We start from the raw sequence: 22937 nt of genomic DNA, 5'->3' as shown, positions 1-22937 counted from the left end.
TTATGGATTTTTTTGAAATATCAGATTTTAATTTTTCAGAAGAAAGAAACAAAAAGTCTCTTAATCTTGATAATTATGAACTAAATAATAGTATTGGTGGTTTTATTGATACATTTTCAAGTGGTCCTGTAAAAAGTTTGGGAGTAATAATCAATAGAAATAAATTTTTATTTTTGATAGTTTTGATATCTCTTTTTGCATTTATAACTTTTGGAAGACTTTTTTATCTTCAACTTGTAGAGGGTGGATATTACAGATCTTTGGCTGATGGAAATAGAATTAGAATAAAAAGAATAGAACCAAATAGAGGAATAATATATGATAATTTACAAAAACCACTTTTAAAAAATAGTCCTAGTTTTTCTTTGCAAATAATTCCCGTGGATTTACCAAAAGACAAAGAAGATCTTTTGAAATTACAAGAACAAATTAATAAAAAATTAGGGGATACTGATATAAATTTATCAGATTATTTGTCAGATAATATTTTGGAAAATTTTCAACCTAGAATAATAAAGGAGTCTATTAGTTATGAGCAGGCTATGGATTTGATGGTTTTTTCAAATGATATCAATGGTCTTTCAATCGTAATAAATAATAAAAGAGAATATCCATATATAGGATATTTTTCCCATTTGTTTGGATATATGGGTGATATATCTGAAAATGAATATAAAAAATTGAAGGATAGTGGATATTATTTAGATGATAAAATAGGTAAGAGTGGTTTAGAATTTATTTATGAGAATTCATTAAAAGGAATTTTTGGAAAAAAGAAAATAGAGGTAGATTCTGTTGGAAAAGAAATAAAAGAGCTTGCAGTAGAACAACCTGTTGATGGAAAAAATTTACTATTGCATTTGGATGGAGATTTACAATTAACTATTACAAATTTATTAGCTGATGTTTTAAAAAAATATAATTTAAAAAAGGCAAGTGTTGTGGCTGTAGATCCAAATGATGGGGGCATTATGGCGATTGTTAGTACACCTACATTTGATAATAATTTATTTTCTGAAAAATTAACACCTGAAATATACAATAGTTTAATGAATGATCCAGATAAACCAATGTTTTTTAGAGCTGTATCTGGGGAGTATCCACCTGGTTCTACTTTTAAACTAGTCATGGCTTCAGCTGCACTTGAAGCTGGTACTATAGATAAAAATACAACCTTTTTAAGTACAGGTGGTATCCATATAGGTCAATGGTTTTTTCCTGATTGGAAATATGGTGGTCATGGTGCTACAAATGTAATAAAAGCAATAGCAGAATCAGTGAATACGTTTTTTTATAATATTGGAGGTGGCTATAATGAATTTCAAGGACTTGGACTAGAAAAAATAGATTTTTATGCAGATCAATTTGGATTATCCAAAAAGTTGGGTATAGATTTACCAAATGAAGCAAGTGGATTTCTGCCAACAGAAAATTGGAAAGAAGAAGTGATAAATGAACCTTGGTATATAGGAGATACATATCATTTAAGTATTGGTCAAGGCTATGCCCTTGTAACTCCACTTCAAGTGGCAATGTTTACATCGGCTATTGCAAATGGAGGAACGCTTTATAGCCCACAAGTAGTAGATAAAATGTTTGATAAAAATTTTGTATATGAAATAAACTTACAAATTTTGAATTCAAATTTTATAAGTAAAGAAAATATATCTATAATTGAAGAGGGTATGAATGCAGCTACAAAAGTTGGAAGTTGTAGATATTTATCTACGTTACCATTTGAATCAGCTGGTAAAACAGGTACAGCTCAATTTGGTACAGAAAACAAGACTCATGCTTGGTTTACTGGATATGCTCCATATAATAATCCAGAAATGGTTTTGACAATAATTATAGAAGGTGGTGGAGAGGGTAGTAGTGTAGCCGTGCCTCTTGCTAGAGACATATTCTTATGGTATTTTAAAGATAGACTAGAAAATGATACATCTTTATAAATAGTCTAAAATAGTCAAAATACTAACCGGAGGGGTGGTTATTTTTTCTATTATAAATTAACAAAACATATGGGAAATATAAATTATCTAACAGAAGAAGGTTTACAAAAAATTAAAGAAGAACTAGAAGATTTGAAAAATGTAAAAAGACCAGAAGTTGTAAAAAAAATAGATGCAGCAAGACAGTTTGGTGATCTTTCTGAAAATGCTGCTTATCATGATGCTAGAGAAGAACAGGGATTTATAGAGGGTAGAATTCTTGAATTAGAAAGTCTTGTCAAAAACTCTGAAATAGTTGATACGAGTGCTGTAAATAAAGACTGTATTCAGATAGGAAATCGTGTCAAAGTAGATTTTAATGGTGATAAAAAAGAATTTGAAATTGTAGGTGCTCCAGAGGCAGATCCTATAAATGGATTTATATCTTATAATTCACCACTTGGAGATTCTTTGTTAAATAAAAGACAAGGAGATGAATTTGAATTTCAAGCTCCAAAAGGTAAGATTAAATGTAAAATATTAGAAATTAAATAATGTTTAGAAAAAAAATAGGAATAGATTTAGGTACAACTACAACATTAGTTTATGTACCAAAAAAAGGGATCATTATAAATGAACCCTCCGTTGTTGCTGTTTCTTTAATTGATAAAAAAGTATTGGCCGTTGGAAATGAAGCAAAAGAAATGATAGGAAGAACTCCTGACTCTATAGTGGCTCATAGACCCCTTAAAGATGGTGTGATAGCCGACTACAAGACTACAGAGAGTATGCTTAGATATTTTATTAATAAAGCATTGTCAGGAATTAAAATATTTAGACCAGAAGTTATGATATCAGTGCCAGCAGGCATTACTTCTACAGAAAGAAGAGCTGTAATAAGCGCTACTATAGCGTCTGGTGCAAAAGCTGCATATATTATAAAACAACCTCTTGCAGCCGCTATTGGAGCTGAAATACCAATTGGTTCTGCTTCAGGTCATATGATAGTGGAACTTGGTGGTGGCACAACAGAGATAGCTGTTATATCACTTGGTGGTATTGTTACTTGTGATTCTGTAAGAATTGGTGGTACAAAATTTGATAATGCTATAGCTGAATATATAAAGAAAAAATATTCTCTTGCAATAGGAGAAACAACTGCGGAAAACATAAAAATAAAAATTGGCTCAGCTTTATTTTTAAGTGATAAAGATAAAATGAACTTAGAAATAAAAGGTCGTGATTTAGTATCAGGACTTCCTAGGATGTTGAAAATAACTTCAGATGATATTACAGAAGCACTTCAAAATGAGTTATATGGAATAGTATCAGCTGTAAAAGGAGTTTTGTATAATACGCCACCTGAATTATCTGCAGATGTTATGGAAAAGGGGATGATTTTATCTGGTGGTACTGCACAGCTTAGAAATTTGGATAAATTAATATCACAAGCAACCGGTGTCCCATGTTATGTTTCAGATCGTTCTTATTTGTGTGTTGTCAAAGGTACAGGAGTTGCTCTTGAAAATTTGGATTCATACAAAAGAAGTATTTTATCAGCAAGATAATGAAAATAGGAATAGATGCATCAAGATTAAACGTAGAAAGAAAGACAGGTACAGAGTGGTATTCATATTATATTATAAAAAATTTATTAAATATTGATTCTCACAATCAATATTTTTTGTTCTCCAGAGAAAAAATAGATAATGAATTTTTGAATTATAAAAATGTAAAAAATATAATTTTGAAATGGCCTTTTAATAAGTTTTGGACGCTTATAAGGCTTAGTACTGGTTTAAAAAAATATAAATTAAATTTATTTTTTTCCCCATCTCACAATTCACCAATTACAAGTATAAAAAAAATAATTACTTGGCATGATTTGGGGTATTTACATTATCCTCAATATTATTCAAAGTTTCAATTATTATCTTTAAAATTAGGAGCAAAACAGATTAAAAAAGCAGATATTATAATTTCTCCATCTGAATTTACCAAAAATGATATTATAGAAAATTATAAGATATATAAAGAAAAAATTTTTGTAATAAATCATGGATTAGATTTTGAAAAATACAAAGTAGTTTCAAATAAAAATCTTTTGGACTTTGGAATAAATAAAAATTATATTATTTATATAGGAAGATTAGAATCAAAGAAAAATATTTTGAAAGTAATTAAATCTTATAATTTTTTTAGAGAAAAATATAATAATGATTTAGAATTAGTTTTGATAGGTGGTGAGGGATATGGGTATGAAGAAACAAGAAAAGAAATAAAGGAATCTAAATATAAAAATGATATAAAAATATTGGGATGGCAAAATGATGCAAATAAAATATATCTATTACAAAATGCAAGTTTGTATTTGAATTTTTCTAATTTTGAAGGATTTGGAATGCCACTTTTAGAGTCTGCGTATTGTAAAGTTCCTATGATTATAAAGGATATGAAAGTATTTAGAGAATTTGATTTTCATAATTTTTGTTTTGTTGATGATGATATTGAAGTAATTTCAGATAAAATGAATTTTATTCTAAATAATCTAAATTTTAAAAATGAAATTGTAGAACATAATTATTTGATAAGTGAAAAATATTCTTGGGAAAATAGTGCAAAGAAAACTTTGAAAGTTTTTGATTCTATAAATGTGAAGAGCCAGGATTTTCCTCAAAAATCTGGCTCTCTATAGTTTTTTAATTATTTTTATAAGATATTTGAAAGGTGTTTTCTGATCACCGTTCAAACCGAGAAACTCTTCCCAAAAGATAATCATCGATTGGTTCTTGCCAATCACAATAATATTTTCGAGAAGGTTTAGTTTTATAGTTTTTTTATCCCATTCCCATGGGATTACAACTATAAAATCATTATTGACTTTTAATATCCTCAGAAGAAGATATTTTATCCAGGAATTATTCATGAAATTAAGTATTAAATTCCTAGACAATAATGATTTGGGATTTTTTAGATCACCAATAATTGTCATTTTTCCTCCTTACAAGATTTACACTATATCATATTCATTATTTTTGTCAAGATTGACTTTGTATCATATATATTATATAATACTATTATTAATTAAATATTTAAATTTATATGGGAATAGAAGAAAGATTAATGCAACAAGTTGAAAGAATGAATGAAAGAAATAAAACGAAGAATGAAACTTTTAGAAATGATGAATATCTAGATGAATTTTATGATTTTGCACTAGCAAAATTAAAAGTGGATAAAATAGATTTTTCTGATCCTAGTAATATCGATAGCGTTGAGTTGAGAAAAGTTTTTATAGAAAAATACGGAAAAGATGATGTAGAAAATGATGAAAAATATGTTTTGTTTTTAGAAAAAGAGTTTAAAGAAAAAAATGATGACACTGCAATAAGAAACAAAAAAATAGCTACAATTTTAGAAGCTTTTTTGTATAATCAAACAGAACAAAATTTGATATTTGGAATGGATGTTCATACAATAGCTACATCTAAATATGATGATTATCAAAATGGTGTAGATACAGTTTTGGAAATGGATGTAGAAGAAAATGATGAGTATGAACATTTAGCTATTGCTTATGATGCTACACTTACTTCTGACATAGATCACTTGAATAGAAAGATAAATAGTATAAAAAGAGATATAAAACTTGGTAAAATGACAACTGTTAAATATTTTAAATCAGAAAATTCAGATGAAACATCTCTTGAAAATATACCAAAATTGATTATTGGCATGGATATGCATAATTTGGAATATGTGGCTAAATTATGGAAAGATACTTCAAATGAAGTACGTGGTAGTAATCAAAAAATCTTGGATCACCCGTTTCGTTTTATAGTTATAGATGAGATACTTATGCAACTGGAATATTTTATGAATTATGCAAATAGTGTTGGGCAAATTGAAATAGCCGAAGAATTTAAAAAGTTGTTAGGGTTTTTTCAAAAGATAGATAAAGACTTGTCTCCACTTAGAAAAAAAATTATGTCAGATTTTGAAAATAAAGAAAAATATAATAATGATAAAGTACTTCAAAATTTGAAAGAAATTATGTCTTTTGAATAAATAATTTATTTAATTTAAAAATCATTAAGTTATTCGACCTGATGGTTTTTTGTTTGACAAATTGTTATATTTTATGTATATTATATTGGCTAAGTTGGTGGATGATCGAGGGTATTCCACCCCGGGGGTGCTAGCACCCACGGGGTGGAATACCCTAGGAAAGTCCGAACACCATTTTGTCAGGTTGTAAACCTGGTGGATAGTTGGTAATGCCAACCCTTTTAAAAGGTAACTTTTGAGAGAGGACAAGTGCAACAGAAAATATTCCTGCCAGCTCAGCTGGCTAAGGGTGAAATTATGAGATAATTAGCTCATACGCTTTATTGGTGACAATAGAGATGAGGTAAACTCTATTCGGTGCAAGGCCAAGAAATCCCGTTCGCGGGAGTGGTAGGCTGCTAGAGCTATATAGCAATATATAGCCAAGATAGATGGTCATCATTCGATTCGCTTCGCTCACTCATGACGAGTCCATTTTAAAAATATTGAAGGACATGTACTGAGCGAACGAAGTGAGTCGAAGTACAGAATTCGGCTTATAACCAACTTAGCATTATGATATAATATTGTTATGAGGAAAAATAAATTAATATTAGATGTTATAGAAGTACCTTTGGATTTTGTACTTTTGATATTATCTGGAATTCTTGCATATTATTTGAGATTTGCACAAATGGTAGTTCAATATAGACCAGTTATATTTGATTTACCATTTTTTTTATTTTTCAAAATTCTTATAATAGTTTCTTTTGTGGCTTTAATTGTTTTTATGTTTTCAGGATTATACAATTTTGAAAAAAGAAATTTGCAAAGCAAGGTTTCAAAAGTTTTTGTAGCATGTTCTACTTTTATTTTGATTTTGATAGTTGCTTTTTTCTTTAATCAAAGATTATTTTCTTCAAGATTTATTGTTTTGTTTTATTGGGCTTTTAGTATATTTTTTATGCTTATTGAAAGAATAATTTTGAATATTATAAGAAAGATACTTATAAAAAAAGGAGTAATACAGTCGAAAGTCGTAATAATAAATAAAGAAGATTCACAACTTATAAATGAATTTAGAAAAAATAAATCTTTGGGATTTAATATAATAAAAACATATAATACATTGGACAATAGTACGATAGAAGATTTGAAAATTTTATTAAATAATTCAAATATTGATGAAGTGATATTACTTGATCCATATGCAGATAGAGCAATGGTAAATAATTTGGTAAATATTTGTAATATTCATCATGTCGTTTATAAATATGCAGCATCACTACTTGATACAAAGATTATAAATTTTGAAATAGATACAATAGCTGGGGTTCCTATTATAGAAATAAAAGGAACACTTCTAGATGGTTGGGGTAGAATATGGAAAAGAGTTTTGGATATTTTATTGTCACTTGTTGGATTTGTTTTTTTTATACCAATTTATATTATTGTAGGAATTATAATAAATCTTGATACCAAAGGTCCAATACTTGTGCGCCTTACAAGAGTTGGTGCAAAAAATAAAGAATTCAAAATGTATAAATTTAGATCAATGGTTGTGGGAGCTGATAAAATGAAAAATGATTTAATGAAATACAATGAAAGAGGAGATGGACCACTTTTCAAAATGAAAGACGACCCAAGAATTACTTGTGTTGGAAAAGTCTTGAGAAAAACATCTATTGATGAAATTCCACAGCTTGTAAATGTATTCCTTGGAGAAATGAGTATTGTGGGTCCACGTGCTCATGAGCCAAGAGAAGTAGCGGAGTATGAAGATAATCACATGAAACTTCTTGCTATAAAACCAGGAATAACTGGAATGGCACAAGTTTCTGGAAGATCTGAACTCAAGTTTGATGAAGAAGTACGTCTTGATATTTATTATATAGAAAATTGGTCTCTATGGCTTGATATAAAAATAATTTTGAAAACTATAAAAGTTGTTTTGTTTGATAAAAATGCTGTATAATTTTTGGTTTATATAAAGTTTAAGGCGCTCCTTTGTGGGGAGCGCCTTTTATTGTTTTTTTATGTTAGAGTTCGCCTGGCTTTGCCGAAGCAATCTCTGCATACAAATATTTTTCCTCCTCATTTTTGGTGTATTCGTATTTTTGGTAATACTTTTCCACCATTTTCAGAACTTTGGCATGGTTTTTTGGGTTTTGATCAAAGAGAATTTCCCATGACCAATGTAAAGCTATTACCATTCCGTTTCTTTCTTCGAATGGTATAGAGGAAGACTCAAACCATTCTGGGTTTGGATCTTTTATCGCGAGTTTCAACATTTTGAGGGCAATGACTCTCTGTTGACGTGGGTAGATTCTGTTCCCATTACTTGGGTCTATCCACCGAGTATAGTTTGAAATTCGATCTAATTCCCAGACAGTATCTGCCTGTCTGATAATTTGGTTCAGACAGTAGATTTTTACACCAGGGACTTTGGAATAGAAATACCCATTCACAAGAGTGGTGTGTGGGATATGGATGAGACCAAATCCCAGCATGACAACTACGGTGAGCACGAACCCGCCAACCATGAGCAAAATATTATTTTTCATTTTTACCTCCTTAGGTAAGCAGCTTTTAAAATTTTTGTATAAAGCTGATTTGTAAATATATCATATTATTGTATATTTGTCAATATTATAATTATTTTATTATAAAAAATAGAAATTTTATATTAATTTTTTAAGTTTTTTTATTTAAAAATGATAGTTTTGTAGAGTAAATTTGTTTTTTAAAAAAATAAAATCCACTAGTCACATTGACAGTGGTGGCTAGTGGATTATCACTAGAGCCTTCTAGTATTACGCTTTTTCTTCTTGCATTTGTATTTGATTGTTTTCATCTATGAAAATAATCAAATTTTTTGTTGCCTTATCCTTGTCTTTTGCATCTTGCCAACCTTTGTTACTCATTATCCCGATGAGTAGTGGAGCCAACTCTTTGCATTCTTTTATGTCTTCTTCTTTTTGGGTTAAAGATATGCATATATTAACGGTTTCTTTCTCTACTGAAGTCATCTTTTTATAGACTTCAACGTCTTTCCGGTTGGTGGTGTTTGTTTTGGCAAACATCGTTGTTGTCAAGACTAGGACTGCGATGAGTATTATTATACTCTTTTTCATTTTACCTCCTACGGTAACTTTTGTTATTTCCCAAACTTTGTTTGGGTTTATAAAAGTCTAGCATATATTGTTATATTTGTCAATAGCTATGAAATATTTATAAATTGTTATAATTCTTTTAAATTGTTATAATATTTTCTATGATAGACAACAAAAAAATAGCAATAACTCATGATCATTTGTTTCAAATAGGTGGAGCTGAAAATGTTCTTTTGGAATTTCATAAAATGTTTCCTGAAAGTCCAATATATACCCTTATTTGTAATCGTAGGAGTAAGGAATTTTTGAAAGGTTGTAATATTATTACTTCAAATATTCAAAAGATTCCAGGCGCAACAAAGCTTTTCAAATGGTTTTTGGTTTTTATGCCAAAAGCTTGGGAAAGTTTTGATTTGTTAAAATACGATATAATACTTTCTTCAACTTCTGCTTTTGCAAAAGGAATAAGCAAAGCAAAAAATGCTGTTCACTTTTGTTATTGTCATACTCCAACTAGATATTTGTGGAGTGATATGAAAGAATATGTTGATGATTTGAGATTTCCAAAATTTTTGAAATTTTTTCTTATAAATATTTTAGAAAAAATGAGACATTGGGATTTTAAAAAAGCTCAAGAAGTTGATTATTTTATTGCAAATTCAAAATTTGTTGCAGAAAGAATAAAAAAATATTATAAAAGAGATTCAGAAATTATTTATCCACCAGTAGATACTGAAAAGTGTTACAGTGAAAAAAAAGAAGATTATTATATTTTGGTTTCACGACTTAGGCCATATAAAAAAGTAGATCTCGCAATAAAAGCTTTCAATCAATTAAAATTACCACTCAAAATTATTGGAGGTGGTGATAAGTATGTAGATTATCTAAAAAGTATTTCAAAAAATAATATAGAATTTTTGGGAGAAGTGAGTGATGATGTAAAGTATAAATATTTGTCAAAAGCAAAAGCATTTATTCATCCGCAAGAAGAGGATTTTGGAATATCCGCTGTTGAAGCAATGGCTTCTGGATGTCCTGTGATAGCTTATGGCTCCGGTGGAGCGCTTGAAACAGTTATAGATGGTGAAACAGGTGTATTTTTTGAAGAACAGAACTGGGAGTCGCTAGCAGAGGCAATTTTGGATTTTTCAAATAAAAGTTTTGACTGCGAATTTATAAAAAATTATGCGGAGAAATTCAATATTCAGAGATTTAGAAATGAGATAAAAAATTATATAGAAGAGAAATATAGCAACCATTTATAGTCTAGATAATAAGCCAAAAAAATATGGAAGATCAAAACATTAAATATAGAAAAATAGCTATAGATGTGAGTGCCTTGAGACAGAAAAATCTAAGTGGCGTAGGAAAGTATTTGAAAAATGTACTTGAAAGACTATTGTTGATTGATGATAAGAATGAATATTTTTTGTTTAGTTTTGGGCATAAAAATATTCCACTAAATTTAAATTTTCAAAATAAAAAAAATGTGCATTATATTCACAAAAAAATTTCCAGTAAGGTATTTTTTTTGTTGAACTTTTTGTTTCATATCCCGCATCTGGATATTTTGAAATTTGCTGGCAAAAAAAAGAAAATGGATATAATTTGGCTTCCAAATTTCAATCCATGTTCTTTGAAATACAAAAAAACAAAACTTATAACAACAATTCATGATTTGAGTTTTGTAAAATATAGAGAGTTTTTGAATTTGAAAAGAAAACTTTGGCATGATTTTTTAAAAATTCAAAAAATTGTAAAAAGAAGTAATAAATTAATAGCTGTTTCTGAAAACACATCAATGGATTTGCAAAATATTTACAAAGTCTCAAAAGAGAAAATATTGGTAAGTCCACTTGGAATTGATAAAAAATTTTGTAAGATAGAGGATGAAAATTTATTGAAAAATGTAAAATTAGAATATAATTTACCGGACAATTTTTTATTATTTGTTGGAGTAAAAGAGCCAAGAAAAAATATTCTTTCAATAATAAAAGCCTTTTCAAAATTAAAAAATGAAGATGTGTATTTGGTAATTGTAGGATCTTGTGGTTGGAAGGAAAAAAGTTGGAGAAAATTTTATAATAATTTGAGCGATACTATAAAATCTAGAATAATCATTGTAGATTATGTAAGTGATGAGGATTTACCCGCTTTTTATAATTTGGCAAAAATTTTTATTTGGCCATCATTTTATGAAGGTTTTGGTCTACCACCTATTGAAGCACTAGCATGTTCTTGTCCAGTAATTGTCTCAAATAATTCATCACTTCCTGAAATTTTGAAAAACAATGCAATTCTTATTGAAGCTTTTAATATAGAAAATTTGTATGTAGTTATAAATGAATTATTGACTGATGAAAATTTATACAATTTTTATAAATCAAAAACAATAGCTGAAGAGTTTTATAATAATTGGGACAAATCAGCACAAAAAATATTAAATTTGTTTAATAAATTATAAAATAAAATCCGTTAAATAAGATAATTTAAAACGGATAAATAATATTAATGTATAAATTTTATAAAAATAAAGAAGTAGATGAAAAATATTAGAATAATCATATGTCTGGAATAGAGGATTTGTTGAAAATATTTTAGGACTTGGGTTTTTGGACTTGGGAGTTGGGAAATTAAAATAGTATTTTATTTATTAGTATAATTAGTATGTCATTTGTATATTGGCATCATAATAATTCGTATATGAAAATAGCAATTGATGCAAGATTTTTTGGAACAAATACTGGTATTGGAAGATACTTGGAACAATTAATTTTGAATTTGGAAAAACAAGATAATGAAAATAAATATTTTATTTTAATTAATTATGAAAATGAAAATAAATATATTTCTAAAAATAAAAACTTTGAAAAAGTAATTGTTAATATTCCGTGGTATGGAATAAAAGAGCAAATTGAGCTTCCAAAAATACTAAATAAAATAAATCCAGATTTGGTTCATTTTCCACATTTCAATGTTCCATTTTTTTACAACAAACCTTTTGTTGTTACTATTCATGATTTGATACTTACAAAATATCCAAGTCGAAGAGCTACCACACTTTCTCTTATAAAATATTTTTTAAAAAATATTTTATATAGAATTATAATAAATCGTGCTGTAGTAAAATCAAAAAAAATAATAACCGTATCTCAATTTACAAAAAAAGAAATTGTAGATTTTTTTAAGATAAATGCCGATAAAGTAATAGTTACTTACGAAGGCGTTTCCGACTTGAAACAGATTAATAATATTAATAATGAAATTATAAAAAATCTTGGTATAGAATCTCCATTTTTGCTTTATGTCGGAAACGCCTACCCACACAAAAATTTAGAATTTTTAGTAAAAACTTTTTCAGAATTTTCTGAAGATAAAAGTTTGAAATTAGTTTTAGTAGGACGCGAGGATTATTTTTATAAAAGATTAAAAGAATTTGTAAATATTAATAATTACAAGAATATAATTTTTGCAGGATTTGTTAAAGATGAAGATTTAGCGTATTTATATAAGAAATGTAGTGTTTATGTTTTTCCGTCACTTTGTGAAGGTTTTGGTTTGCCACCACTTGAGGCTATGAAATGTGGCGCAATAGTCTTATCGAGTAATTATTCATGCTTGCCAGAAATATTAAAAAGTAGTGTAATATATTTTGATCCAAAAGATAAAAAAGATTTGACAAATAAGTTAAAAATCATTTTAAATGATGAAAATTTAAAAAATGAATTGATAGAAAAATCACAGATGTTGTTAAAGGAGTATAGTTGGGAAAAAATGGTTTTTGAAGTTATTGATATTTATAATAGTGTTAAATAACGCTTGCATTTTATTTTGTTTTTTTGATAAAATAAAGTATAATTTAATATATGAAAAGTACTGATAAGGCAAAGAAAAAATCTTCTCTAAAAGAAAATGGGAAGATAGTTCAGCCCGTAAAAGATAAAAAATCCAAATCAGTCAAAAAAGTTAAGTATGCTAAGAAAAATAGTAATTTTTCTGTTCGTTCAAATACAAAAAAAGTATTTAAAGATGAATTGTTGTTAGATACTGATGTAAAAGTAATAGAACCAAATGATGATTTAAGAAATGAAGAAATTTTAGATGAACCTTTTATTAATTTTTATTCAGATTTCGATAATTTTGATAATAGTTTGGATGATATATTGAGTAACGCAGAAATTTCAGAAAATACAACTATGAATTTTGATGTTGATGATTCTATAGTTTCTATAAAGTTTCCATCAAAAATAGACAAACATAATAAATATGAAAAATTTGAAGAATTGGAGAAAATGATTAATCAGGATGTAGTTTTGTCTGAGGATTTATTGTTGAGTAATAATTATAATCTCAAAATAAAAGAAGGTGATATAGAGCTAAATAAATCAAAAGAATTTAGAAAAAAATCTAAATATATAGTAAATTTACAATCTAAAAGAATTAACATTAATGTTACAAAAGAAAATATTGTTCCTGTAGAAACTGTAAGATTTGATGTCCCAAGAAAACGGACTATTTCAAATATTTCCTCTTGGTATTTTAGAGAATTTTTAAATATTTCTTCAAAAAGCAAAATATTTAAATTGTTTTATGTATTTGGAGAAGGTACGGTAAATTTTTTTGCATATTGTATTAAATTTTTCAATTTTACCATAGGATTGTTTGTAAAATTAATTTTTGTAATTTTGATAAAAATAAATAATCTAGGTAAATCATTTATAAATATATTTAATTTTAAAGATGAAAAAAAGATTGAAAAAGAAGTAAAAGTTAATTCATTTGAAAAAATAAGAGATTTTGTAGATAATTTTGATCCAATGCTTTTATTTAAAAGAAAGGGTCTTAGAAACTATGCAAGGGTTTCTGTTTTTGTGGCTGTAAGTATTTTGTGTATCTTATCTATTAGAATGTTGTCTTTTATAAATAGTTTAGATAAAGTGAAAGGAAGAGTAATGGGAATATCAGAACAGGCTTATTCTAGTTTTGGTGATGGATTGAATTCTATAATGAATTCAAATTTTGATGAAGCAAAAAATAATTTTTCAAAAGCAAATATAAAATTTAGTGAAGCACAAAATGAAGTATCGAATTATAATAGTATTCTTATAGAAATTGCGAAATTTATTCCAAGTGAAGGAAAAAAATTAGATAGCGGAATAAAACTTTTAAACGCTGGAAAATTATTTTCAGAAGCAGCTGAAAAAATTAGTTCCCAACTTTATAAAAGTGAAGATTTAAGTATAACAGAAAAAATAAGATTGATTTCTATAAATATTAGTGATACAAAATTAAAATTAAAAGAAGCGGGAAATAATATATCTTCTGTCGATGAAAGTGTATTGCCAGAACAATACAGGGCACAATTTATCTCTATAAAAGCAAAGCTTCCACTACTTATTGATAATTTAGACAAAATAGAATCATTACTAAATGTAAGTTTGGATATTTTGGGAAGTGATTATACGAAGAGATATTTGTTGTTATTTCAAAATGACACAGAAATTCGTGCAACAGGAGGCTTTATTGGATCTATTGCAATAGTTGATATAAAAGAAGGGAAAATAGTAAATTTAGAAGTACCTGTCGGAGGACCATATGATTATAAGGCTGGATTTTTTGAAAATATAGTTTCACCAGAACCTTTATGGCTTATAAATCCAAATTTTAATTTTTGGGATATGAATTGGTGGCCAAATTTTCCTACTTCGGCAAGTATGATAACAAAATATTTTGAAAAATCAGGTGGTTCTACTGTAGATGGTGTAATAGCTCTAAATAGCTCTGTAATGAAAACATTTTTGGATATTACTGGTCCTATACAACTAGAAAATAGAAATATGGAAATAAATTCTTCTAATTTTTATAATGAAGTACAGCAAACAGTAGAAATTACGGATAAAGGCGATAAGCCAAAAGCTATAATAGGTGAATTGATGGGAAAAATTTTGGACAAAGTTCTGAATGATAAAAGTTTGGATTATGTAAAATTACTTACATTATTCAAGGATTCTATAGACAAAAAAGAAGTGCAAATGTATTTTTCAGATAGTTCCGTAGAAGCAAATATAGATAGTTATGGTTGGTCTGGATCAATTGTTGACTCAAGTAAAGATTATTTGAATATTGTAAATACGAACATTGGTGGTGGAAAAACAGACTCAAGTATAAGACAACATATTACTCATAATGTAAATATTTTATCAAATGGTACTATTATAGATACTGTAAAAATAAAAAGAGTTTTTTCCGAAACGGATAACATTTTTGCTCAAACAAAGAATAGAAACTATATAAGAATTTATACTCCTATTGGTAGTAAACTTATAGAAGCATATGGTTTTGAAGGATTCCCTAAAAGTGAATACATGCAACCTATATATGGATCATATGAAGATGAAGAAATATCAAAAATTTCCGGAAGAATTTCAATTGATCAAATTTCTGGTACACAAATTTATAATGAATTCAATAAAACAGTATTTGCTGGTTGGCAGGAATTGAATATGGGAGATGAAAAAGAAATAAATTTAAGATATGAATTGCCTTTCAAAATAAACATGGAAAAAAATAGTAGTTTTTCATTGTCAAATTTGTTTTCTAAAAAAGATGAAACAATGAGTTTGGATAATTATTCTGTTTATTATCAAAAGCAATCTGGAGCTTCATCTCAGATAGAATCCAATTTTATATTTCCAAAATCGTTTGAAGTCGTGTGGTCAAATATAGAAGGAAATAATTTTATAAAAGATTTTGACAGAGATATGATGGTTGGTTTTGTTTTTCAAAAATAGTATATTTTTTAAAAATATTTTCCACTTTTGTGGTTTTTTATTTTAAATTTAAAATATTATGAAAGCATTAAAAATTAGTTTAGATAATGCAAAAAAAGACAAGCTTTTTTATTTTGTTGCAAATGTAATTGTTTATAGAGAAAGTGACAAAAAATGTTTGATTTTAAAAAGGGATAAAAGAGAAAAAGTTCATCCTGATAAATATTGTGTTTGTGGTGGAAAATTGGAATGGCGTGATTTAGATATAAATAATCCTACAAGATTAAATGGGGATGTGCTTGATTTTGAAAATGAATTAGAAAAATTATTAAAAAGAGAGGTGTTAGAAGAATCAGGCCTAGAGATTTATGACGATTTGTATTATATAAATAGCGTTGCATATATAAGAAGCAACGAGACACCAGTTATTATGATAAAGTTTGTTGCAAAATATAAAAATGGAGATGTGATATTAGAAAAAGATTCATTTACTGATTTTGCTTGGGTAGATAGTGAAGAAGTAGGACATTATGATTGTATACTTGGAATAAAAGAAGAAATAAAAAAAGCAATTGAAATTATGAATAAATAATGATTATAATTAAAGAAATCAATGACTTGACTTTTTATAAATAATATTTTAATATAAAAAATTCAAAATATACCGTAGGAGGTAAATCATGAATAACAGAAAATTGAATCAGGAGAATGGGAAATTAATCTTGTTACTGTTGTGTTTGGTAATGTGTGTATTGATGTTTGCTCCAGATTTTTTTGGAGAAAAATCAGAGACAAAAGAAACTGAAAAACCAAAGTTAATAACTGATCAAAAGGAATCACAAAATCCTGTTCCTAAACAAAAAGTTGACCCAGACTGGTATAATCCGAGAAATCGGATTGTCACCGTAGGGACCCTGGATAGCCTTTTCAGAAAGGACATTATTGCATGGCAAAATAGTCCAAGTGATTCAACAAAGGCAGGTGCTCGGTTGATGTTGAGACGTTATGTTGAGCTTGGTTCTCAAGATCTGGTACCATTACCAAGAGAACCTATTAATGTTGAAATTCCACAGCGTTCCATAGAGGAAAAGGAAAAGGCTTTGGATCTCCAAAGTCTTAGGGCTATGCTTTTTTGGAGAATCATATTCGCCAAAGAGAGTGGGCTTTTGGATAAGGAATTAACAGACAATACTTTTTTATTAGTTAGTTCCGAATGTCCAGCAATAGTACTAACGGGAATATTGGGAGATAATGTTTCTGTGGAAGAGTATGAGGAGATTCTAAAGTATGCGGTAGGAATTTCTACTGGCGGACGGTTTGTTTATGAATGTTCTTTTATTTTAGAACATCATGATAAGTTAAAAAGCCTTTGGTGGTATCCACCGATGGCAGAATCTGCTGTTCAGACCTTACACCAAAAGTCTCCCGAACGGTTGTTGTTATTGAAGCAACAAGTTATTCAGATTGAGGGTGGCAAGGAGGCTCTTGCTTCGGCAGAGAAGCTTCTTGCTATGAGATAGTTTAATTTCTTTTTTAAATGTTGCATGCCTACTTCGTAAAGGAGTAGGCATGTTTTTTTGTTTTAGCACCCGCCGGGTGGTCAACCCGCCGGGTGCTATGATATAATATTATTAATTAAATATGCTAAAAAAATTACTTCACAGGTTAAATACAACAGTAATGGGTGGCGCTATTCTTATAAGCGTTTTTTCAATTTTATCAAAAATTTTGGGACTTATAAGAGATAGAATCTTGGCTCATATGTTTGGAGCAGGAGAAATTCTTGATTCTTATTTTGCATCTTTTAGAATTCCAGATCTTATTTTTAATACCCTTATACTTGGTGCCCTTGCTAGCGCCTTTGTTCCTGTATTTGTAAAATTAAACAAAAAAGACAAAGATAGGGCAATATATGTATCAAATTCAGTTTTGAATATTATCACATTTTTACTTATTTTTTTGTGTTTGATAATAATTTTGAAATTGAATTTTTTTGTAAAATTACTTGTACCAGGATTCAATGATTTTCAATTTGATCTCACTGTAAAACTTACAAGAATAATGCTTTTTAGTATTATTATATTTGGTGCCAGTAATGTGATGAGTAGTTTGCTAAATTCTTATAAGAGTTATTTTTTTTATAGTTTGGCGCCAGTTTTTTATAATGTTGGAATAATTTCTGGAATAATTCTTTCGAAATATTATGGATATGACTATCTTGCATGGGGAGTAATATTTGGATCATTTTTACATTTTATAATACAACTTTTTGCGGTGTATAAAAAAGGATGGAAATATAAATGTATTTTTGATTTTAGAGATCAATATGTAAAAAAAATATTTTCACTTATGTTGCCAAGAACTTTTGCACTCGCATTAAATCAAATAAATCAAGTTGTAATAACTATGATTGCATCTAGCCTTGCAACAGGAAGTATTTCTATTTTTTATTTTGGTTTTAATTTGCAATCTTTTGTTTCTGGAATATTTGGTGTATCAGTTGCAATATCTATATTTCCAATTTTGTCAGACTGTGCAGATTGCGAAGATAAAAAAGAATTTAGCGAACATTTATCAAAAAATATAAAACAGGTTATATTTTTTGTAATTCCTATATCGGTATTGTTTATAATACTAAGAGCTCAAATTGTAAGAATAATTTTAGGATCAGGTGCTTTTAGTTGGCATGATACTTATTATACTGCACAAGTTTTAGGTTATTTTTCAATTTCACTTGTATTTCAGTGTCTTATTCCTATTATAGCTCGTGCTTTTTATGCACTTGAAAATACAAAAACACCAGTATATGTTGGTATTTGGAGTTTTATTATAAATATAGTTTTGGCAATTTATCTGAGTACAAAATTTGGAATAGAGGGAATAGCTATAGCATTTTCTGTGAGTAGTGTTTTTAATTTACTTGTACTTTTTATAATTTTATATAAAAAGTATAAGATTGTTAAAATAGTTCGTTTTTATGATTTCTTATTCAAAGTACTTGCAAATTCTATTATAATGGGTATTATTGTCTATATTGTCCGTTATGCAATGTCACTTGGGGTTAATATGGATAAATTTATAGGAATATTTTTGCAATTGTTGGTATGCGGATTTGTTGGAATAATAGTATATCTAATATTAAGTATTTTGTTTGATGTACAAGAAGCAAATTTATTAAAAAAATATTTTAAAAGATTTGAAATTTATTTACTAAGAAAACTAAAGAAAACAAATTCATTATGAATAATTTAAGAAATTTTTGTATTATAGCTCATATTGACCATGGCAAATCTACACTTGCTGATCGTTTTATTGAACTCACTCATACTGTTTCAGATAGAGAAATGAAAGATCAACTTTTGGATTCTATGGATTTAGAAAGAGAAAGAGGAATAACTATAAAACTTCAGCCAATTAGAATGAAGTATAAAGATTATATTTTGAATTTAATTGATACTCCTGGGCATATGGATTTTGGTTATGAAGTATCTCGTTCTATTGCTTGTGTAGAAGGAGCTATTTTGGTAGTTGATGCAACTCAAGGAATCCAAGCTCAAACTTTGGTAAATCTTCGTTTTGCTCAAGATCAAAATTTAAAAATTATTCCGGTTATAAACAAAATAGATCTTCCTACTGCTGATATAGAAAGAGCAGAAGAAGAAATAATGAATTTAATAGTTTGCGAAAGAGAAGATATAGTAAAAATTTCAGCAAAAACAGGGGAAAATGTAGATAAGCTTTTAGAGACAATAGTGAAAGAAATTCCTGCGCCAACACAAGACTTTAGTCACAATAAAGCTCTTATATTTGATTCTGTATATGATGAATATAGAGGAATTTTGAGTTATGTTAGGGTTTTTAATGGCACATTTAAAAAAGGAGACAAAATCAGATTTTTGGGCTCAAAAGTATCTACAGATATTTTGGAAGTTGGACATTTTAGAATAAAACAAGAAAAAGCAGATGAATTAAAAAGTGGCGAAATTGGATATATTATTAGCGGTGAGAGAGATTTAAGAAGTGTAAGAGTTGGAGATACTATTGTTTTAGAGAGTGAAAGAAATTCAGAGCCACTACCAGGATACAAAGTTATAAAACCAATGGTTTTTGCAGGAGTGTATTCTCAGGGTGGAGATGAATTTGAAGAGTTAAGAGAAGCAGTAGAAAAATTAAAATTAAATGATGCTTCTGTAGAAATAGAAAAAGAATCCTCCCCAGTTTTTGGTTTTGGTTTTAGGTGTGGATTTTTAGGATTGCTACATTTGGATATATTCCTTCAAAGATTAAAAAGAGAATATGATTTGGATTTGGTAGTTACAATTCCATCCGTTGCATACAAGGCTTACTTAAAAAAGGAAATATTAGCAAAATACAAAGGTGATTTGTATAAAGATGATTTAGGGGATTATACAATTATTACAAAGCCAGCAGAATATGATCCACAAATTGTAGATATTATAGAAGAACCAATAGTGAATATGGATATAGTAGTTCCATCTGAATACATGGGTTCTGTGATGAAGTTGGCTGATGAAAGAAGAGGATTGTATCAAAATACAGAATTTTTGAACAAAGATTTAGTAGTTTTGAAATATAAAATTCCACTTACTCCAATACTCGTAGATTTTTATGATAAGCTAAAAAGTGTGAGTCGTGGTTATGCATCGCTAAATTATGAATTTAGTGACTATCAAATAGTAGACCTTATAAAACTTGATATTTATATCGCAGAGCAACTCATAGAACCATTATCAAGTTTGGTTTACAAAGATGAGGCATATAGTATAGGCAAATCAATAGTAGGTAGATTGAAAAATACTATACACAAACAACAATTTGTAGTAAAAATACAAGCATCTATTGGAGCAAAAATAATAGCTTCTGAAAGACTTAGTGCGCTTCGAAAAGATGTAACTTCCAAATTGTATGGAGGAGATGTAAGTAGAAAGAAGAAATTATTACAAAAACAGAAAAAAGGTAAAAAAAGAATGCAGTCTTTTGGAAAAGTAGAACTGCCTCAAGATGTTTACCTCTCTGTATTAAAAAGGGATTAATTGCTAAAATAAATATGTAAGACCTGAGCCAAATACAATCATACTCAGAACCATTATAGAAGCAAGAATAACCCAAATTGTTTTTAAATGTTTTCTTTTCATATGTCGTATAAGTATTTTAGCAAATATTTGGAAAGTAATGAAGAGATATTAGATATTATCTATAGTGTTAGATTTTTTCTTTATATAAAATTTTTTATTTGTTTTTTAGTATTTTTGATTCCGTTTTTTTTTATGGTACCTGTTATGTCTCTTGGCGTGAAAGGTATTTTTTTATTTTTGATAATAATACTTATTTCTATTTTTTCTGGAATTATTTTTCAAATTAGGCAAAATTTTAATTGTATTATAATAACTGAAGAAAAATTATACAGATGTTATCAGGATTGGATATTTGATAGAGAATTAAAAGAATTTTTTATAGAAAATATAGAAAAGATTTACGTGGAATATAATAATTTTTTCTACAAATTATTCAAAGTAGGGGACTTGGTAATATTGCTTTACAATGGAGTAGAATTGGGACTTGATAATGTAAAAAATCCTCAGTCTATAAAAAATAGAATATTGGAATTAAAAAATTAATATAATATTTATAAATAATTTAATGCTCAAATAATTGGGTATTTTTTAATTTGACAAAAAATAGCTTTTGGTGTATAGTATATGGTTCTATAGTAAAATAGACAAGATAGTGTCTGTTAATAAGATAATGTCTAAATAGTAAATAAAAAAACAAACTAAAAAGGTTTCAATAAGGAGGAACCAATGAAATTCAGCACTCTAAAGGCGATTTATTTGATAATTGCCTTATTCCTAGCTTTTATAGAGCTAGTCGTATTGAAGTACACCCTACCGATTTTTTTTAATCTAATTGGAGGGATGCAATATATATGGATAGGATATATAGTCTTGATGTTTTGTGGTGTATTAGGGATTGTTTTATTTTATGTAAAAAACTCTATTTACATAGGAACAAACGTGGCTATCGTAATCCAAGGTTTTGTAAATGGATTTTTTACTGGATCTAACAAACCTGAAAGGCTTGGCAGAGTAATTTTTAACTGGCCAAGATTTATATACAGATCAAGGACTACAATACCCCTATCAATACAAGTAATTCCTTTAAAAAGGATTGAGAACAATCAAGAAATTGATATAGCAGTGACATCGAAAGATGGAATGCTTGTAAAAGTAGTTGGTTCTTTCGAATTCCAGATAACGGAAATAATGTTGTTCTACGACAAGATCTGGGAACTTGGGATGAATTGGGATAAGAGTTTAGTAAAGGCCGGAAATTTACTCTCACGAATATTAGAGACATATATAGAAAATGTAGTAAGTAATAATTATGACTTGGAAGATATGGATCCTAATAAGAAAAAAATTAGCGAAGAGTCTTTGGAAAAAATGCGTTCAGAGAAACTTCCCAAAAATGAGTTTGCAGAGTATGGTGTTAGACTTGTGAGGCTTCACATCACCGATTTTGATGGCGATGACATAATTGCCTTTCGTAAAAATGAAGCTGCAATACAGGAGCAGGAAAACAAGCTTGCTCTTTCGGATGAAGAGAAAAAAACTCAGCTTGGTATCTTGGCTAACAAGCAGGAAGTCCTCGCTAAAGAAAATGAAGTGATTGATACGGAAAGAAAAGTAGCGGAAGCAAAAGCAGAAATGGAAAAAGCTATCAAGCTTATACAAGCCCATGGATTGGCTGATGCTATGAAGATAGACCTTGCAGCTAAGAAAGAGTTCCAGGAAATATTTAAATACGTTAATGGACTTGAAGCTCTTGTCGAAGCCGTTAAGGCTGATTCTTCCAGAAATCCGCAACTTACGTCAAGGGTCGGTGGTATTAATGAGCTTGAGGGTATAGTGTCTTTTTGGAAAGCATTCCAACAAGCCATAAACCAATAACAGCTGATAAATCAGCAACTACAACAACCATTTTTTTTCGTAAGGTTGCTCTCTTTCTGAGAGCTATGGTGTTGTGTAATATATAACAAGGTAGTAGAGTGATCT

General features: G+C 28.4%; 19 protein-coding genes and 1 other RNA gene. 17 read left to right on the top strand and 3 right to left on the bottom strand.

All coding sequences use genetic code 11. The features are described from left to right. Nucleotides 1–2 precede the first annotated feature (2 nt). The 4 genes from mrdA (at nucleotide 3) to PHZ07_03600 (ending at nucleotide 4626) form a co-directional block, all read left to right on the top strand. Nucleotides 3–1952 carry a penicillin-binding protein 2 gene (mrdA, locus tag PHZ07_03615; GenBank protein MDD3284654.1) on the top strand — a complete coding sequence of 650 codons (1950 nt, stop codon included), beginning with the start codon at nucleotides 3–5 and terminating at the stop codon, nucleotides 1950–1952. Nucleotides 1953–2021: 69 nt separating this feature from the next. Beyond that, nucleotides 2022–2486: a transcription elongation factor GreA gene (gene greA, locus PHZ07_03610; protein MDD3284653.1), complete on the top strand. Its 465-nt coding sequence runs from the start codon at nucleotides 2022–2024 to the stop codon at nucleotides 2484–2486. Further along, complete coding sequence (locus tag PHZ07_03605; GenBank protein MDD3284652.1) at nucleotides 2486–3499, top strand: rod shape-determining protein; 1014 nt, start codon at nucleotides 2486–2488, stop codon at nucleotides 3497–3499. The genes greA and PHZ07_03605 overlap by 1 nt, the downstream gene beginning before the upstream one ends. Then, nucleotides 3499–4626, top strand: a complete 1128-nt coding sequence (locus PHZ07_03600; protein MDD3284651.1) for a glycosyltransferase family 1 protein — start codon at nucleotides 3499–3501, stop codon at nucleotides 4624–4626. Before PHZ07_03605 ends, PHZ07_03600 begins: the two co-directional genes overlap by 1 nt. Here the strand turns inward: PHZ07_03600 and PHZ07_03595 are convergent. Continuing rightward, a complete protein-coding gene (locus PHZ07_03595) occupies nucleotides 4621–4923 on the bottom strand; it encodes a hypothetical protein (protein MDD3284650.1) in 303 nt (100 codons plus the stop codon). The two genes, PHZ07_03600 and PHZ07_03595, sit on opposite strands and share 6 nt — an antisense overlap. A 110-nt stretch (nucleotides 4924–5033) precedes the next feature. Between PHZ07_03595 and PHZ07_03590 the strand changes: the two genes are divergently transcribed. The 3 genes from PHZ07_03590 to PHZ07_03580 all read left to right on the top strand — a co-directional run bounded on the left by PHZ07_03590 (nucleotide 5034) and on the right by PHZ07_03580 (nucleotide 7953). Next, nucleotides 5034–5999 carry a hypothetical protein gene (locus PHZ07_03590; GenBank protein ID MDD3284649.1) on the top strand — a complete coding sequence of 322 codons (966 nt, stop codon included), beginning with the start codon at nucleotides 5034–5036 and terminating at the stop codon, nucleotides 5997–5999. Between the two features lie 89 nt (nucleotides 6000–6088). After that, an RNA gene (gene rnpB, locus PHZ07_03585) (RNase P RNA component class A) lies at nucleotides 6089–6554 on the top strand. Between the two features lie 16 nt (nucleotides 6555–6570). Further along, nucleotides 6571–7953, top strand: coding sequence for a sugar transferase (locus tag PHZ07_03580; protein ID MDD3284648.1), 1383 nt, complete (start codon nucleotides 6571–6573; stop codon nucleotides 7951–7953). A 64-nt stretch (nucleotides 7954–8017) separates the two neighbouring features. Here PHZ07_03580 and PHZ07_03575 read toward each other — a convergent pair whose 3' ends face one another. Both PHZ07_03575 and PHZ07_03570 read right to left on the bottom strand, forming a co-directional pair. After that, nucleotides 8018–8542, bottom strand: a complete 525-nt coding sequence (locus tag PHZ07_03575; protein MDD3284647.1) for a hypothetical protein — start codon at nucleotides 8540–8542, stop codon at nucleotides 8018–8020. A gap of 249 nt (nucleotides 8543–8791) precedes the next feature. Further along, nucleotides 8792–9112, bottom strand: coding sequence for a hypothetical protein (locus tag PHZ07_03570; protein ID MDD3284646.1), 321 nt, complete (start codon nucleotides 9110–9112; stop codon nucleotides 8792–8794). A gap of 140 nt (nucleotides 9113–9252) precedes the next feature. Between PHZ07_03570 and PHZ07_03565 the strand changes: the two genes are divergently transcribed. The 10 genes from PHZ07_03565 to PHZ07_03520 all read left to right on the top strand — a co-directional run bounded on the left by PHZ07_03565 (nucleotide 9253) and on the right by PHZ07_03520 (nucleotide 22832). Beyond that, entirely contained in the window at nucleotides 9253–10356 is a 1104-nt protein-coding gene (locus tag PHZ07_03565; protein MDD3284645.1) for a glycosyltransferase, read from the top strand. Between the two features lie 23 nt (nucleotides 10357–10379). After that, on the top strand, nucleotides 10380–11555 hold the full coding sequence (locus tag PHZ07_03560; protein MDD3284644.1) for a glycosyltransferase family 1 protein: 1176 nt from the start codon (nucleotides 10380–10382) through the stop codon (nucleotides 11553–11555). 239 nt (nucleotides 11556–11794) lie between these two features. After that, nucleotides 11795–12907: a glycosyltransferase family 1 protein gene (locus tag PHZ07_03555; GenBank protein ID MDD3284643.1), complete on the top strand. Its 1113-nt coding sequence runs from the start codon at nucleotides 11795–11797 to the stop codon at nucleotides 12905–12907. Nucleotides 12908–12957: 50 nt separating this feature from the next. Continuing rightward, nucleotides 12958–15882: a DUF4012 domain-containing protein gene (locus tag PHZ07_03550; GenBank protein ID MDD3284642.1), complete on the top strand. Its 2925-nt coding sequence runs from the start codon at nucleotides 12958–12960 to the stop codon at nucleotides 15880–15882. 58 nt (nucleotides 15883–15940) lie between these two features. Next, entirely contained in the window at nucleotides 15941–16453 is a 513-nt protein-coding gene (locus PHZ07_03545) for an NUDIX domain-containing protein (GenBank protein ID MDD3284641.1), read from the top strand. A gap of 88 nt (nucleotides 16454–16541) precedes the next feature. Further along, entirely contained in the window at nucleotides 16542–17381 is an 840-nt protein-coding gene (locus PHZ07_03540; GenBank protein ID MDD3284640.1) for a hypothetical protein, read from the top strand. Nucleotides 17382–17502: 121 nt separating this feature from the next. After that, entirely contained in the window at nucleotides 17503–19104 is a 1602-nt protein-coding gene (murJ, locus tag PHZ07_03535) for a murein biosynthesis integral membrane protein MurJ (protein ID MDD3284639.1), read from the top strand. Further along, nucleotides 19101–20915 carry a translation elongation factor 4 gene (gene lepA, locus PHZ07_03530; protein MDD3284638.1) on the top strand — a complete coding sequence of 605 codons (1815 nt, stop codon included), beginning with the start codon at nucleotides 19101–19103 and terminating at the stop codon, nucleotides 20913–20915. Before murJ ends, lepA begins: the two co-directional genes overlap by 4 nt. A gap of 102 nt (nucleotides 20916–21017) precedes the next feature. Further along, the gene (locus PHZ07_03525) at nucleotides 21018–21500 is read left to right on the top strand and encodes a hypothetical protein (GenBank protein ID MDD3284637.1); all 483 of its coding nucleotides are present in this window, start codon (nucleotides 21018–21020) and stop codon (nucleotides 21498–21500) included. A gap of 183 nt (nucleotides 21501–21683) precedes the next feature. After that, complete coding sequence (locus PHZ07_03520) at nucleotides 21684–22832, top strand: SPFH domain-containing protein (GenBank protein ID MDD3284636.1); 1149 nt, start codon at nucleotides 21684–21686, stop codon at nucleotides 22830–22832. Nucleotides 22833–22937: the final 105 nt, after the last annotated feature.

The organism is Patescibacteria group bacterium (assembly GCA_028692545.1).
Taxonomy (GTDB): Bacteria; Patescibacteriota; Patescibacteriia; order UBA1558; family S5-K13; genus STD2-204.
This window is presented reverse-complemented; position numbering and strand designations above follow the sequence as displayed.